The sequence below is a fragment of the Streptomyces asoensis genome, assembly GCF_013085465.1.
In the GTDB taxonomy this organism is placed as follows: domain Bacteria; phylum Actinomycetota; class Actinomycetes; order Streptomycetales; family Streptomycetaceae; genus Streptomyces; species Streptomyces cacaoi_A.
Genome location: NZ_CP049838.1, coordinates 2152678 through 2166990, shown reverse-complemented (window position 1 = coordinate 2166990; position 14313 = coordinate 2152678). Strand labels below are relative to the sequence as shown.

13 protein-coding genes and 2 tRNA genes are annotated in these 14313 nt (G+C 70.8%); 11 read left to right on the top strand and 4 right to left on the bottom strand.

Going from position 1 to position 14313, the window contains the following annotated elements:
- Positions 1–116 precede the first annotated feature (116 nt).
- Positions 117–563, top strand: a complete 447-nt coding sequence (locus tag G9272_RS09605) for a hypothetical protein (RefSeq protein ID WP_171396155.1) — start codon at positions 117–119, stop codon at positions 561–563.
- 181 nt (positions 564–744) lie between these two features.
- The gene (locus G9272_RS09600; RefSeq protein ID WP_020128804.1) at positions 745–897 is read left to right on the top strand and encodes a hypothetical protein; all 153 of its coding nucleotides are present in this window, start codon (positions 745–747) and stop codon (positions 895–897) included.
- A gap of 117 nt (positions 898–1014) precedes the next feature.
- On the opposite strand, the gene G9272_RS09595 is transcribed toward G9272_RS09600, so the two are convergent.
- Positions 1015–1575 (bottom strand): CGNR zinc finger domain-containing protein, encoded by a 561-nt coding sequence (locus G9272_RS09595; RefSeq protein WP_171396154.1) that lies wholly within the window; start codon positions 1573–1575, stop codon positions 1015–1017.
- A 275-nt stretch (positions 1576–1850) separates the two neighbouring features.
- Positions 1851–2264: an SsgA family sporulation/cell division regulator gene (locus G9272_RS09590; RefSeq protein ID WP_004002642.1), complete on the bottom strand. Its 414-nt coding sequence runs from the start codon at positions 2262–2264 to the stop codon at positions 1851–1853.
- Positions 2265–2455: 191 nt separating this feature from the next.
- Between G9272_RS09590 and G9272_RS09585 the strand changes: the two genes are divergently transcribed.
- The 7 genes from G9272_RS09585 (at position 2456) to G9272_RS09555 (ending at position 10447) form a co-directional block, all read left to right on the top strand.
- On the top strand, positions 2456–2917 hold the full coding sequence (locus tag G9272_RS09585; RefSeq protein WP_171396153.1) for a TIGR02611 family protein: 462 nt from the start codon (positions 2456–2458) through the stop codon (positions 2915–2917).
- 78 nt (positions 2918–2995) lie between these two features.
- Positions 2996–3067 (top strand) — tRNA-Val (locus tag G9272_RS09580).
- 799 nt (positions 3068–3866) lie between these two features.
- The gene (locus G9272_RS09575; protein ID WP_171396152.1) at positions 3867–5156 is read left to right on the top strand and encodes an ABC transporter substrate-binding protein; all 1290 of its coding nucleotides are present in this window, start codon (positions 3867–3869) and stop codon (positions 5154–5156) included.
- A 14-nt stretch (positions 5157–5170) separates the two neighbouring features.
- The gene (locus G9272_RS09570) at positions 5171–6127 is read left to right on the top strand and encodes a carbohydrate ABC transporter permease (protein ID WP_171396151.1); all 957 of its coding nucleotides are present in this window, start codon (positions 5171–5173) and stop codon (positions 6125–6127) included.
- Positions 6124–6999, top strand: a complete 876-nt coding sequence (locus tag G9272_RS09565) for a carbohydrate ABC transporter permease (RefSeq protein ID WP_171396150.1) — start codon at positions 6124–6126, stop codon at positions 6997–6999. The genes G9272_RS09570 and G9272_RS09565 overlap by 4 nt, the downstream gene beginning before the upstream one ends.
- 10 nt (positions 7000–7009) lie before the next feature.
- Positions 7010–7609 (top strand): hypothetical protein, encoded by a 600-nt coding sequence (locus G9272_RS09560; protein ID WP_171396149.1) that lies wholly within the window; start codon positions 7010–7012, stop codon positions 7607–7609.
- A 102-nt stretch (positions 7610–7711) separates the two neighbouring features.
- Positions 7712–10447 (top strand): Tat pathway signal sequence domain protein, encoded by a 2736-nt coding sequence (locus G9272_RS09555; protein WP_171396148.1) that lies wholly within the window; start codon positions 7712–7714, stop codon positions 10445–10447.
- Positions 10448–10454: 7 nt separating this feature from the next.
- On the opposite strand, the gene G9272_RS09550 is transcribed toward G9272_RS09555, so the two are convergent.
- Positions 10455–12875, bottom strand: a complete 2421-nt coding sequence (locus G9272_RS09550; RefSeq protein ID WP_171396147.1) for an SCO7613 C-terminal domain-containing membrane protein — start codon at positions 12873–12875, stop codon at positions 10455–10457.
- A gap of 66 nt (positions 12876–12941) precedes the next feature.
- Here G9272_RS09550 and G9272_RS09545 point away from each other — a divergent pair, with 66 nt between their 5' ends.
- Both G9272_RS09545 and G9272_RS09540 read left to right on the top strand, forming a co-directional pair.
- Positions 12942–13388, top strand: a complete 447-nt coding sequence (locus G9272_RS09545) for an SRPBCC family protein (protein WP_171396146.1) — start codon at positions 12942–12944, stop codon at positions 13386–13388.
- Positions 13389–13427: 39 nt separating this feature from the next.
- Positions 13428–13499: transfer RNA gene (locus tag G9272_RS09540), tRNA-Val, on the top strand.
- Between the two features lie 56 nt (positions 13500–13555).
- Here the strand turns inward: G9272_RS09540 and G9272_RS09535 are convergent.
- The gene (locus tag G9272_RS09535) at positions 13556–14281 is read right to left on the bottom strand and encodes an exonuclease domain-containing protein (protein ID WP_171396145.1); all 726 of its coding nucleotides are present in this window, start codon (positions 14279–14281) and stop codon (positions 13556–13558) included.
- Positions 14282–14313 lie beyond the last annotated feature (32 nt).

Below are 14313 nucleotides of genomic sequence, written 5' to 3'. Positions count from 1 at the left end.
CATGGCCCGCGAGCGGTGCGCAGGTGCAGGATGGAAGGGACGAGGCGCGGGCCCGCAGGCCGCGGTGCCGAGTCGATGTGACCTCTGTCCGAGTGAGTCCACGCCTGGAGGACCGGATGATTGCCGAGACCGTCTGTTCCGCCGTCGCCGCGGCCGGCCTGGGCATCGCGGCGGTCACCGCCTACCGCAAGCGCTTCCTGGCGGCCGCCCGCATCGCCGCCTACGCCCTGGTGCCGCTGGGCCTCGTGATGACCGGCGTCGTCGAATGGGCCGCCGACACCGCCTTCAGCCCGACGGCCTGGGCGGGCTTCGCCGTGCTTGGCGGGGCCTGGGCCCTGTTCGCCACCACCCGAGCCGTCGAGCGCCGCCGCGGCGGCACCCGCAAGGAGCGCAGAGCGGCGGCCCGCTCCGCGCAGGCCGAGGCGGTGGCACCCGCCTCCTCCGCGCCCTCCCTGGGCCAGGCCTCCCGCCCGGCGTCCCGTCCCGCGGCCGCACCCCGTGCGACCGGCGGCGCCGAAGACTTCAGCGACATCGAGGCCATCCTGAAGAAGCACGGCATATGAACCAGGCCCGATAGACCCGTGGCTGCGGGGTGGCCCGGGCGTTTGAAACGACACAGTCGGCCTGCCCGTGCGCGGAAGTGATCACGGCAGGACAGCGACATCACGGAATCCGGCGCACTCCCGCTCATTCCGGGCGGGTGATCGCGCGAGGGGCGTCACCTGCGTCATCATCGCCCGCGAGATGCTGGACACGACACAGAGCGACGCCGCGCCGCCGCAGGACGAGCCGCGCGGGTGCCTCTTCGCCCTTTCCCAGCCACCGCTGATGATCTTTCTAGCGGTGATCGGGTGTCTGCTGCTCATGGCTTCGCTGCATGATCTGCTGCTGCTCTGAGCCGTACCCGCGGTCCCCGGCGTCACCCGCCGGGGCCGCGTCGGCACCGAATGACATCAAGGGCGTCGAGGGACGCCAAGGAACCGCGAGAGGGACCCCCGCGTGGTGGGGCCGGCCTCAGCCCGCCGCCTCCTTGCGGCGCGCCCGGTAGGCGGCCACGTGCAGGCGGTTGCCGCAGGTGCGGCTGTCGCAGTACCGGCGGGACCGGTTGCGGGACAGGTCGACGAAGGCGCGCCGGCAGTCCGGGGCCTCACAGCGCCGAAGCCGCTCCTGCTCCCCGGCCACCACGAAGAACGCCAGGGCCATCCCGCAGTCGGCCGCCAGATGGTCGGCGACGGAGGCACCGGGCGCGAAGTAGTGCACATGCCAGTCGTAGCCGTCGTGATCCGTGAGGCGTGGCGTGGTGCCCGCGGCGGCGACCAGCTCGTTGATCAGCCCGGCGGCGGCCCGCGGGTCCGACGCCGCGAAGATCCCGGCGAACCGTCCACGGATCTTGCGCACCGCGGACAGGTCGAACTCCGACAGCGCGCCGACGTCACTGATCTCGTGCTTTCGTACGAAATCCGCGAGGGCGGCGACATCCGGCAGCGCGTCCGGAGCCGTGTCGTCCTCCGGTGCGGTGTTCACCAGTTCCACCACGGCATCGAGTGCACACCGGGTGTCGTGGGTGATCAGCACATTTCGCTCCCTGGCCTGGGGGTCGGGCGAGCGCCCGCCGATGCTGGCCGATGGTAGCCGCACCGGGCCGTCGAGCAACGGCCACTCGTGGCCCGGATACCCGGGCGTCCGGCGCCGGGAGGCCGGGGGAGTCCCGCCCGGACGCGCTGCGCGCACGCCGACGCCGCCCCACGGGAGGCCCGTGGCACGGCGTCGGCGCATGCCCTATTCGGTTGTCCTGGCCCGAGCCGTCTCCCCGAGTGGACGGCGCCGGGCAGCTCGGTGTGAGCCTCGCCCTAGCTTTCCGCCAGGATGTGCGAGAGCTCCTGATCGAGATCGAAGTGCCGGTGTTCCGTGCCAGGGGGCACGGCGGCGTCCGTCCGCTTCAGGAAGGACTCGAGGGCCCGCGCAGGGGCCTCGAGCAGGGCTTCGCCCTCGGGAGAGCTCAGGGCGATGCAGACGACGCCCTGACCGTGACTGCGCGACGGCCAGACACGGACGTCGCCGGTGCCCGTGGGCCGGTGCAGGCCCTCGGCGAGCAGGTCGCGGGCGAACACCCACTCGACGGTCTCCTCGGCACCGGTGTGGAAGGTGGCGTGCACGGCGTAGGGGTCGGCCGTGTCGTACCGCAGGCCTGCGGGGACAGGCAGGGAGGACTCGCTCGACACAACGAGGCGCAGGTGCAGCTCGCAGCTGACCGTGGTGTTCATAAGCGCCAGGGCCTTTCGCTCAGTGTGCGCTCGGGGATTCGCACGTCGGCGAAATCGACATGCCACCTACGGTGCCGTTGTAAACCCCTCTGAGTGTTTTGCGTGCCTTTACGTAACTCTTCCGGCCGACAGTGCGTTCGCCCGGTACCACCATTCCGGTGACCGGATTCTCTCGGGTAAGGTCAGGCTGTATGAACACGGGGAGTGACGAGTCGGGCGAGGCAGTCGTGGCGGTGGAGAGGTCGAAGCCGGGCGGAGCGGCGGAGGAGCCGCAGGACCAGGGGCTCGGCTCCAGGGCGCCCGAATTCGTCAAGGCGCGCCGCATGCTGCACCTGAGCTGGCAGGTCGGGGTCTTCGTGATCGGCCTCGCCGTGGTCGTCGCCGGCATCATCATGTTGCCGCTGCCCGGACCCGGCTGGGTGGTGATCTTCGGCGGCATGGCGATCTGGGCGACCGAGTTCGTCTGGGCGCAGCTGGTGCTCCGCTGGACCAAGCGCAAGGTCACCGAGGCGGCCCAGCGCGCGCTCGACCCGAAGGTCCGCCGCCGCAACATCACCCTGACCGCGATCGGTCTCGTGATCATCGGCGTCCTGATGGGTGTCTACCTGTGGAAGTTCGGCATCGAGATGCCCTGGAAGATCAAGGACCAGTGACCCGCCGCGGAGGCGCGGGGGCGGGTCGGCCGTGGTCACAGCCACCCCCTGACATGGGGTAATGTTCTTCCTGCGTCCGGGCGATTAGCTCAGTGGGAGAGCGCTTCGTTCACACCGAAGAGGTCACTGGTTCGAACCCAGTATCGCCCACCCGGGACGTCGGCCCGTCTGCGAGAACGCAGACGGGCCGACGTCGTTCGTGCGTGCGGCGGTCGGCATCACGCCCATGCCCACGGAGATCCCTCCGACCGTCAAGCCCGGCCGCGCCCCTCTCCGATCGTCAAGCCCGGCTGTGTCCGTCGCCTCTCCGGCCTTTCGAGTCCGGCCGTGTCGCCTCTCCGGCCTTTCGAGTCCGGCCGTGTCGCCTCTCCGGCCTTTCGAGTCCGGCCGTGTCGCCTCTCCGGCCTTTCGAGTCCGGCCGTGTCGCCTCTCCGGACCGTCAAGCCCGGCCGCGCCACCTCCTCGGACCACCCGCTGCCGACGCGCACCCGCCCCCGTCGCTGCCTCCTGTGCCATCGCACGCCCCGCTCGCCACGCCTGCTCCCGCCCGCCCCTCCTGCCGGCCCCGCGTCGCTCCTCCTGAGCGGTCGCGCCGCCACACCTCCCGAGCGTCTCGCCGACGCACGTCACCCCCTCCATTCCCTCGTCCCGGCAGCCCCCCGCGCCTCGGTCGACTTCCTTTCCCGCAGGCGGGTTTCAGCCCCCTGGCGTGATCTTCCGACGACCGGTCAGCGGTTCGGTGCATCGAACAGGCGCCCCTCACCTGCGTGTTCGTCCTGTCGGCGAGACCGCGCCACCCGCAGGGGCGCAGTTCGCCGCAGAGCCCGCGCACAAGAAATTCCTGTCCGAATCATTGACGCTCTCTCAACCCCCTCGTACCTTGTGCCAGCAAGCGCTTTCTTGAAACGATTCATGCAAGCGGCAACGACGCTGCGGGGAGGGCCCGACTGTGGGAACCAGCAGGAATGTTGAGAGGCGAACGATCCTGAAGGCCGCGGGGGCGACGGCGGCCACACTGGGCCTGGCCGCGACCACGGGGTGCGGGGGAGGCGACGGTACGTCGGCGGACGGGACGGTCACGATCCGTTACGCGTGGTGGGGTGGCGAGCCGCGCACCATCGCCATCAAGAAGACGATCGCGCTCTTCGAGAAGAAGTACCCGAAGATCAAGATCAAGCCCGAATTCACCGACTACGAGGCGTTCTGGGAGAAGTTCCAGACCCAGGCCTCCGGCGGGAATCCGCCGGACGTTTTCCAGAATGCGGTCGGCTTTCTGCGCAAGTACGACAAGCGCGGTGTTCTGATGGATCTCAAGACGCAGGCGGACGCGGGGAACCTGAGCCTGGAGAACTTCCGCAACGGCGTGCTGGCGAACGGTCAGGTCGACGGCAAGCAGATCGGCATTCCGGTCGGCGCCAACACCATGTCGCTCGTCATCGACCTGAAGGCCTTCGAGAAGGCGGGCGTCGAGGCGAAGTTCGGGTGGACCTGGGACGAGTACTTCGACGCGCTTCAGACGATCCAGGACAAGCTGAAGATCGCCGGTGACACCGGTTACTTCAGCATCATGTACCTGTACGACCTGTATCTGCGTCAGAACGGCAAGGCCTTCTTCACCGACAGCGATCTCGGCTTCACCGAGGACGATGTGACGCAGTGGTGGGCGGACGGCTACAAGCGCGTGAAGTCCGGCCTTGTCGCCGACCCGAAGAAGATCGAGCAGGTCAAGCCGAAGTCCGGTCTCTCGGCGGGCCTCGCAGCGTCCGAGTTCACCTGGGACAACTTCTCCATCCGCTACCAGGGCGAGGGCGAGTCGGACTACGGGCTCGCGCCGATCCCCACCACGGACGGCAAGGACACCGGCCAGTACCTCGGCTCGCTGATGCTGAGCGCCTTCTCCGGGACGAAGCACCCGAAGGAAGCGGCCCAGTTCATCGACTTCATGGTCCACGACCCCGAGGTCGGCAAGATCATGGGCTACGACCGCGGCATCCTCGCCACCACGGAGCAGTACGACGCCTTCAAGCCGACCGACCCCAACAACAAGGGCGTCTCGGCCTACGAGGACGAGGTCGCCAAGGCCGGCGTCCTCGGGAAGATCACCCCGCACCCGTCCGGCGCGGACGTCATCGAGGCGGCCTTCCTGCGGATCGGCGGTGAGGTCGCCCAGGGCAAGACCAAGCCGGCCGACGCCGCGAAGGCGCTGTTCAGCGAGGCCAAGGCCGCGTTCGCGGGCTGAGGGGACGTACCACCATGACGCTCGTCAAGGAAGCGCCCGCGCGCCCGGCGAAGAAGCGGTCCGCCGCTCCTGCCGCCGGGCGGCGCGGGCGGCGCCGCGAGAACCTCGCCGGCTATCTCTTCATGTCGCCGTGGATCGCGGGTTTCCTGCTGCTCACGGCGGGGCCGATGATCGCGTCGCTCTACTACGCGTTCACCAGCTACAACCTGTTCACGCCGCCCCGGTGGGTGGGGCTCGACAACTTCACGACGATGTTCCAGGACCCGCGCTGGCAGAAGTCGGTCGAGGTCACGCTGAAGTACGTCGTCGTGGCCACGCCGCTGAAGCTGCTCCTCGCGCTCGGCGTGGCGCTGCTGCTCGCGCAGAAGCGGCGCGGACAGGCCCTGTACCGGGCCGCGTTCTACATGCCGTCACTCATCGGGGCCAGCGTCTCCGTGGGCTTCGTGTGGCGGGCGCTGTTCTCCGACGACGCCGTCGTGGACCGTACGCAGAAGATCTTCGGGCTCGACGTCGGCGGCTGGATCGGCAACCCGGACTATGTCCTGTACTCCCTGGTGGCTCTGAGCATCTGGCAGTTCGGTGCGCCGATGGTCATCTTCCTGGCGGGGCTGAAGCAGGTGCCGCAGGAGCTGTACGAGGCCGCCGAGATGGACGGGGCCGGCCCCCTGCGGCGGTTCTGGAACATCACGCTGCCGATGATCTCCCCGGTGCTCTTCTTCAACGTGCTGCTGGAGTCCATCCATGCGTTCCAGGTGTTCGGCTCCGCGTACGTCGTCTCCGACACCCGGTGCGGACCGGCCGACGCCACCCTCGTCTATACCTGTTACCTGTATCAGAAGGGCTTCAAGGAGGCCCAGATGGGCTTCGCCTCCGCGATGGCCTGGACGCTGGTGGTCGCGGTGGCGCTGGTCACGGCGGTCCTGTTCTGGTCGCAGAAGAAGTGGGTGCACTACGAGGAGGCCGCCAAGTGACCAGTGCCACCAGCCCCGCCGTGCGCCCCGCGAACGAGCGGCGGCGCGTTGGATCCCTCGTCTGGCACGTGGGCGCGATCCTTGTGCTCGCGGTCGTCCTCTACCCGGTGGTCTGGGTGCTCGGCGCCTCGTTCAAGCCGAGCAAGGACATCATCGCCAGCCTCGACCTGCTGCCCACCGAGCCGGTCTGGGCGAACTTCTCCGGGCTCGCCGACGGTATCTCCGGCATCTCCATCACCAGCTTCTTCACCAACTCGCTGATGTACGCGGGCCTGGCCGTGGTCGGTGTGGTGCTCTCCAGCTCGCTGACGGCGTACGCCTTCGCCAAGATCCGGTTCGCCGGGCGGAACCTGCTGTTCACTCTGATGATCGGCACCCTGCTGCTGCCGTACCACGTGCTGCTCATCCCGCAGTACGTGCTGTTCCGCAACCTCGGCTACATCGACACGGTCGTGCCGCTCGTCGCGGGGAAGTTCCTGGCCACGGAGGCGTTCTTCGTCTTCCTGATGGTGCAGTTCATGCGCGGGCTGCCGCGCGAACTGGACGAGGCCGCCAAGCTCGACGGCTGTGGGCATCTGAGGACCTACTGGTCCATCGTGCTGCCGCTGAGCCGCCCCGCCATCATCACCAGCGCCATCTTCACGTTCATCAACGCGTGGAACGACTTCATGGGGCCGTTGATCTATCTCAACACCCCTTCCAAGTACACCGTCTCGCTCGGCCTGATGATGTTCCGCGACCAGGAGGGCATCTCCAACTACGGCAGCATGATCGCGATGTCGCTGGTGGCGCTGGTGCCGGTCATCGCCTTCTTCATGGCCTTCCAGCGCTATCTCATCGACGGCATGGCGACCTCCGGACTGAAGGGCTGAGGCGGTCACCATGGCGCAAGCACGCGTGAAGGCCCGCTCCCCGCGCAAGGAGTCCGTGTTCGGCGAGCGCTTCGCGGTCTTCGCCGAGTGTCTGCTCACCGGAGTGTGGATCACCGTGGCCTGTCTCGGGGTCGTCACCTACCCCGCGGCCTTCGCCGCCGGCGCACGGCATCTGCGCCGTCGCACGACCCACGAGGTCGGCGGGTGGCGGGAGTTCGTCGCGGACTTCCGGGCGGCCGTGCGCGGCGGGTGGGCCGTCGGGCTCGCCGGGTGGGCGGCGGCCGCCGCGGTCTGGGTGGACGTCCTGGCCGCACGGGCCGGGCTTCCTGGTGGGCCGCTCGTCGGGGCCGTCGGCATCCTCGCCCTGATCGGGCTTGCCGTGGCCCTGCTGCGGGCGGCGGCCGTCTGGACTCCGGGCCGCGCCTGGCGGGCGCTGCTCGCGGAGGCCGGGCGGCGGACCGTGCTCGATCCCGCCGGTTCCTTCCTGGTCGTCTGCGGGCTGGCCGTCGTCACCCTGTCCGCCTGGTTCGTCGCGCCGTTGGCGGTCCCCGTCCTCGGGGCCGTCGCGGCGTCGGCCGTCGCCGTCGAGGAGCGGTACCGGCACCGCTGACGGCCGTGCCCTCGCACAAGGCCGGCGCCCCGGGCGCCGTGCCTATCTCTGTCATGCCCCTGACCACCCCTGCACCCGCACGGAAAGGAAAGGCTGCATCCCATGTCTCCCATCCCCCGTAGGTCCCTCCTCAAGGCGGCCGCCGTCGCCGGAGCCGCCGCTCAGTTCAGCTGGGCCCTGGGCGCCAAGGACGCGCAGGCCGCGCCCAGAGCCGCCGCGGCCGACGCCGATCCCGTGACCCTGGACTGGCTGGAGGACGGCGGCATCGGCGCCGCCCCCGGTTCCACGCTCGGCGTGCCCTGGCCCATGGGCACGTACCAGGAGGACCAGACCTTCGCGCTGACGGACGCCGACGGCAAGGACGTCCCCGTACAGTCCTGGCCTCTCGCCTACTGGCCGGACGGCTCGCTGAAGTGGACGGCCCACGCGGTCGGTTCGGGCTCCGGCAAGCTCACCCTCGCCGCCGGCGCCCCGGCCGCGCCCGCCAAGAAGGTCACCGTCGACAAGAGCGGCGGCACCATCGTCGTGTCGACGGGCGTCATCACCGCGAAGATCGGCAAGTCGGGCGCCACGCTCATCAAGTCCGTCACCCGCGGCTCCACCGAGATCGCCAAGAACGGCCGGCTGGTCCTGATCCGGCAGCCCGAGATCGAGGACGAGGACCAGGGCACCGTCAAGACCGAACGCTTCGAGGGAGCCATCGACGGCGTCACCGTCGAGCAGACCGGACCGGTCCGCGCGGTCGTCCGCATCGACGGCAAACACCGCAAGGGCAGCCGCAGTTGGCTCCCGTTCTCCATCCGCCTCTACTTCTACGCGGGCGCCGACTCCTTCCGCATGGTGCACACCATCACCTACGACGGGAAGCAGGAGCCCGGCAAGGCGAGCGGCGACTTCATCCGGGGGCTGGGCGTCCGCTTCACCGTCCCTATGCGCGACGAGTCATACGACCGCCACATCCGCATCGGCGGCGAGGGCACCGGCCTGCTGCGCGAGGCGGTCAAGGGCATCACCGGTCTGCGCCGTGACCCCGGCGCGGCGGTGCAGGCGGCCCAGTACGCCGGCCAGAAGCTTCCCGACCCCGCCACCTGGGACCAGCGGGTCACCACCCGCCTCCAGTACATCCCCGAGTGGGGCGACTACACCCTCTCCCAGCTGTCGGCGGACGGCTTCGCGCTGCGCAAGCGCACCAAGAAGGGCTACGGCTGGATCGGCGCCGGCGGGGGCAAGCGGGCCTCCGGCTTCGGATACGTCGGCGGGGCGAGCGGCGGCTTCTCCTTCGGCCTCCGGGACTTCTGGGAGAAGCACCCCGCCCAGCTCGACATCCGCGACGCGCACACCGACGAGGCCGAGGTCACCCTCTGGCTCTGGTCGCCCGAGGCGCAGCCCATGGACCTGCGCTTCTACCACGACGGCATGGGCCAGGACACCTTCCCCGAACAGCTCGAGGGCCTCAACATCACCTACGAGGACTACGAGCCCGGCTTCGGCACCCCCTACGGCATCGCCCGTACCTCCGAACTCCTCTTCTGGGCCAACGAGTCGACGCCCGCCCCCGAGAAGCTCGCCGAACAGGTCGAGGCCGTACGGGTGCTGCCCCAGCTCGCCGCCCCGCCCAAGCAGCTCATCAAGGCCAAGGTGTTCGGCCCGGGCCTGTACGCCGAGCCGGACCGCTCCACTCCCGCCAAGGCGAAGATCGAGGACCACCTCGACTTCCTCTTCACCTACTACAAGGACCAGGTGGAGCAGCGCCGTTGGTACGGCTTCTGGGACTACGGCGACATCATGCACACCTACGACACCGTCAGGCACCAGTGGCGGTACGACATCGGCGGCTACGCCTGGGACAACTCCGAGCTGTCGCCGGACCTCTGGCTCTGGTTCGCCTATCTGCGCAGCGGCCGAGCGGACATCTTCCGCTTCGCCGAGGCGATGACCCGGCACACCGGTGAGGTCGATGTCTACCACCTCGGCCAGTGGGCGGGCCTGGGCACCCGGCACGGCGTGCAGCACTACGCCGACAGCGCCAAGCAGCAGCGCATCGCCAACACCACCTACCGCCGCTATTACTACTTCCTCACGGCGGACGAACGCGTCGGCGACCTCATGCACGCCAACGTCGACTCCGACGAGACCTTCCTCGCCCTGGACCCGCTGCGCAAGATCCGCACCGAGCCGTACACCCCCGACCGGCACGCCCTGTCGATCGGTTTCGGCACCGACTGGAGCGGTCTGGTGTCGGCGTGGCTGACCGAGTGGGAGCGCAAGGGCCCGAAGTGGGAGAAGGCGAAGGCCCGCGTCCTGTCCACCATGGAGACCATCGGCGCCCAGCCCAACGGCTTCGTGCAGGGCAGCGGCCTGTACGACCTCGACACCGGCAGGTTCGCGGTGGCCACGACCCCGGTCGTCGGCGTCTCGCACCTGTCGGCCGTCTTCGGCCTCAACGAACTGTGCGCCGAACTCATCCACCTGGTCGACATACCGAAGTTCAAGGAGGCGTACCTCGACTACTGCCGCTACTTCAACGCCACCAAGGCGGAACAGGCGGCGCGCTACGGCAGCAACTTCGGCACCCTGCTGCTCTTCCAGGGCCACTCACGTCTCGACGCGTACGCCGCCGTCCAGACCGGGGACGAGGTGCTCGCCAAGCGGGCGTGGACGAAGTTCTACAGCTCCGACGGCTACATGGAGTCCTCGCCGTGGAAGACGGAGCCGCTGAGCGGCCCCGCCACCCTGGTCGCGGGCGGCGAGGCCGCCTGGGTGTCCACCAACGACACCGCCCTGTACGGCCTCGCCGCCATCGAGAACCTGGCGCTGCTCGGCGACAGGATGCCGTGACGGACGGCTAGTTCATCCGCCCCAGGACGTCCCGCACCCGCCGGACATCGCGCAGCCGCTGCTCGTACGTCGCACCGAGTGCGAGCAGCAGCAGCCCGGCGAGGGCGGGAGGCACCCAGCGGGGGAGCGCGTCGGTCACCTGGACCAGGTACGGGGCGAGCTCGTGCAGTGTGACCAGGGCGAGCGCCGAGCCGCCCAGCACGAGCGGGGCCCGTAGCCGGTGCCGGGCGCCCAGCAGGGTGAGCAGCAGCCCGGCCGCGCCCAGCAGCAGGGGGCGCGTCCACTCGACGTCGCTCCAGGCCGTGGCGAGGCTCGGCAGGAGCGTCACGGTGAGACCGGGACCGTACGCCGTCCAGGACGACGCGGCCGGGTCGCGGCGCCGGTGCAGCGCTCCGACGAGCAGCGCCGGGACCGTGACCGGCAGCGTGTACGCCTCCGGGAGTCCCACCTGCCAGGCCGCCAGCCGGACCCACGAGGCCAGCACGAAGAGGGCGACGGCCGCGTAGCCGACATGACGGCGGTCCGGACGTACGGCCGTGCCCGCCGCGATCACCCCGCACAGGGACAGCACCAGAGCCAGCAGCGGCGGGTCGGCCACCGCGAGACCGATGGCGACGAGCCCGGCGACGGCCCCCGTCACCTCGATCGTCACCGTCGTCACGGAGTTGTCCAGCCGTGCCGCGAGCAGGGCCGCTGCCACCGGGACGACGAGCACCAGCAGCGCGACGATCTCCGGTCGCCAGCCGGCGGACGCGCCCACGGCGCAGGCCAGGGCCGTGGCCCAGCCCAGGGCGGCCGCCGCGGACACCGGCGCCTGCCGACCGCGCCACGCGGCCACCGCGAACACCACGGTCAGCGACGCGAGAACGGCGAGGGTCGCCGGCTCCGTGGCCAGCGACAGGAAGGCGAGGCCGAGGGAGGTGAGCAGGGCGAGGCCGGTGGCCGTCCGTGCCGCCGCCCCCTGAAGCGCCGGTGCCAGCAGCGCCGGCACGGTGAGCCCCTGGATCAACAGGCCGACGAGGTAGGGGAGCTCCAGAGCCGTGGGCGTGACGAGCACCGCGGCCCAGGTCAGCGTCAGCGCGGCGGTCAGCGCCTGCGGGCGCCACTCCTCGCTGCGGACCGCCGTGGCCAGAACAGCCGCGACCGCGACGAGGACCAGCGGCACCGTGACGGCGTACGGCGGCCAGAAGGCGTCGACCGTCACCGCGGCCCGGGCGTCGGCCGGGGCCCCGGCCCAGATGTGCCGCAGCCACGCCACCGGTCCCAGCAGCGTGACGCCCACGGCGGGCACCGCCCACAGCACCGCACCCGCCTGGACGACACCGGACGCCAGGACGACACCCCGGCGCACCGCCGCCGGGCCCCGCGCGGCGGCCAACAGCGCGATTCCGCAGGCCAGACAGGCCGGCACCACCCAGTCACCGGGTACCGACACCCGCAGGACACCGACCGGGCCGGCCACCGCACACAGGGCGGCGGTCGTCGCCATCCCCGTCGCGAGCCCCGGCCGCGGCGCGAACCGGGCCACCCCCAGGGCGATCACCGCCGCCAGGAGGAGGAGCGCCGCCGCACGGGCGGCGGCGCTCGGACCGGCCGCTCCCAGGCAGAGCAGACCGGCCGCCAGGACCCCCCAGCCGCCCGTGCCGAACCCGCACACCAGGGCGACGACACGCACCGGCCGCTCGGACACCCGGAGCGCGACCACCGCGTCGAACGCCGTCGTCAGCAGCACCGCGGCCGTGGCCGTGAGCGGGCCGCCGCCGAGCGCGATCGTCCAGAGGACCAGGGGGAGTTGGGCGACCGCCAGGGCGGCGGGGTGCGGCAGCCGCAGCGTGGCCGAGCCCGGCAGCGCGGTGAGCGCCGTGCCGTACGCCGCCCACAGCGCCGCCAGCGCCGTCGAAGCCGCCGCCGCGTACGTCGTACCGTCCGCCGCCGTGAACACGACCTCGTGCAGGGCGTAGGCGTCCAGCACGGTCAGCGCGAGGCCGAGGCCGGCCACCGACTCGGCGGTCGAACGCAGCCCCCGCCGCAGCAGCGCCACGGGCGCGCCGAGCACCGCCAGCGTGACCGCGCCCAGCACCAGGGAGCGGCCGGCGATCCCCAGATGCCCCCAGCTGACCAGCGTGAACACCATCGCCGCGATGGTGAGCAGGATCCCGCCGAGCAGGAGGAGGACGTTCTGCACACCAGGGGCGGTGGCCTCGGGGCGGGCGGAAGGGCCGGGTTGCGCCTGCCGGCTGGGCCACACCGGCGGGGCCGGCTGTACCGCCTGCTGAAGCATCGTGATCAGCCAGGCGCGGCGGGCCAGCAACTGGGCCCGGCGGGCGTCCAGTTGCCGGAGCTCGCTGTCGAGGAACCGCAGCTCCTCGGCCGGGGGCGGAAAATACGTCATGTCCCGGAGTGTGGTCCGCATCACGCCCGACAGCATGAGCGCACGTACTCAGAACGTACTCAAATGCCGTCGCCCCGACCCCCGCGCGGGCACACTCGGCCCATGGACTGGACCCGTTACCGCTTCCACAGCCTGTGGGCCCTGCCCGCGCCGCCCGCCCGCGTGTACGAAGAGCTGGAGCGGGCCGAGGACTACCCGCGCTGGTGGCGCCAGGTGCGCGAGGTGAACCGGGTCGACAGCGCGACCGCCGTCATCCGCGTCCGCTCCCTCCTCCCGTACGACCTGACCTTCACCGCGCGTGAGGTGCGGCGCGACGCGGCGGCCGGGGTCCTGGAGATCGCGATGACGGGCGACATCGACGGCTGGGCGCGCTGGACGGTCACCGCCGAAGGCTCCGGCACCCTCGCCCGCTACGACCAGGTGGTCCAGGTCGACAAGCCGCTGCTGCGGCGGTTCGCCGTCCCGGGCCGGCCGGTGTTCCGACTCAACCACCGGCTGATGATGCGGGCCGGACGGCGCGGCCTGGCCGGGTACCTGCAAGCGGTTTGAAGGAAGCCCGCGAAGACCTGTATTGTTCGGTGCGTTCCCGGGCGATTAGCTCAGTGGGAGAGCGCTTCGTTCACACCGAAGAGGTCACTGGTTCGAACCCAGTATCGCCCACCGGGAAAGGCCGGTCCGCATCACGCGGACCGGCTTTTTTGTGTCGGCGCCCCGGCCTAGGCCGCCGCCGGCAGCTCCGGGCGCAGCGGCCAGGAGGTGTCCACCGTCTCCGGTGTACCGCTGCGCGCGAACCACGCCTGGAGCCCGCGCGCCTGAGCCGCGTGCCAGGTCGTCTGGAGCGTGTGCAGCTCGGCGGGGGACAGGCGTTCCAGCCGGGCCGCGAACCGCCGGGCCAGCGCCCGGACGACCTCCAGCGCGGCCAGCGCGTCCGCCGCCGCGTCGTGCGCGTCGGTCAGCGTCACGTCGTAGTGCGCGCACAGGTCGGTGAGCGTGCGCCGGCCCTTGCGGTAGCGGTCCAGATGCTTGTCGAGGACCCGCGGGTCCAGCACCCGCAGCGGGGCCGCGCCCAGCCAGTTGTCCAGCGCGGAGGCCCGGTGCCTGCGCAGCTCACGGTCGAGCAGCGTCAGGTCGAACGGCGCGTTCATCACCACCAACGGGCGTCCCGCGGCGGCCTGTTCGGCGAGCAGCTCGGCTATCTCGAACATCACCGGCGCCGGCCAGCGGCCGTTGCGCTGAAGGTGATCGTCCGTCAGCCCGTGCACCTCCGTCGCCCCGGCCGGCACCGGCACGCCCGGGTTCACCAGCCAGCGGCTCACCCTGGGCCGGACCCCCGGCGCGTCCTGGACGACGAGGGCGGCCGACACGATTCGGTCGGTCTCCACGTCGACGCCCGTCGTCTCCGTGTCAAAGGCGGCCAGAGGCCCCTCGTACCAGTACGTCATACCCACACAACCCCTCGTTCACCCACGGCAGC

Coding starts and splice junctions, on each gene's coding strand:
- G9272_RS09535 (WP_171396145.1), bottom strand. CDS start 14,281: ATGACGTACTGGTACGAGGGGCCTCTGGCCGCCTTTGACACGGAGACG.
- G9272_RS09570 (WP_171396151.1), top strand. CDS start 5,171: ATGACGCTCGTCAAGGAAGCGCCCGCGCGCCCGGCGAAGAAGCGGTCC.
- G9272_RS09600 (WP_020128804.1), top strand. CDS start 745: ATGCTGGACACGACACAGAGCGACGCCGCGCCGCCGCAGGACGAGCCG.
- G9272_RS09545 (WP_171396146.1), top strand. CDS start 12,942: ATGGACTGGACCCGTTACCGCTTCCACAGCCTGTGGGCCCTGCCCGCG.
- G9272_RS09605 (WP_171396155.1), top strand. CDS start 117: ATGATTGCCGAGACCGTCTGTTCCGCCGTCGCCGCGGCCGGCCTGGGC.
- G9272_RS09560 (WP_171396149.1), top strand. CDS start 7,010: ATGGCGCAAGCACGCGTGAAGGCCCGCTCCCCGCGCAAGGAGTCCGTG.
- G9272_RS09555 (WP_171396148.1), top strand. CDS start 7,712: ATGTCTCCCATCCCCCGTAGGTCCCTCCTCAAGGCGGCCGCCGTCGCC.
- G9272_RS09550 (WP_171396147.1), bottom strand. CDS start 12,875: ATGCTGTCGGGCGTGATGCGGACCACACTCCGGGACATGACGTATTTT.
- G9272_RS09585 (WP_171396153.1), top strand. CDS start 2,456: ATGAACACGGGGAGTGACGAGTCGGGCGAGGCAGTCGTGGCGGTGGAG.
- G9272_RS09590 (WP_004002642.1), bottom strand. CDS start 2,264: ATGAACACCACGGTCAGCTGCGAGCTGCACCTGCGCCTCGTTGTGTCG.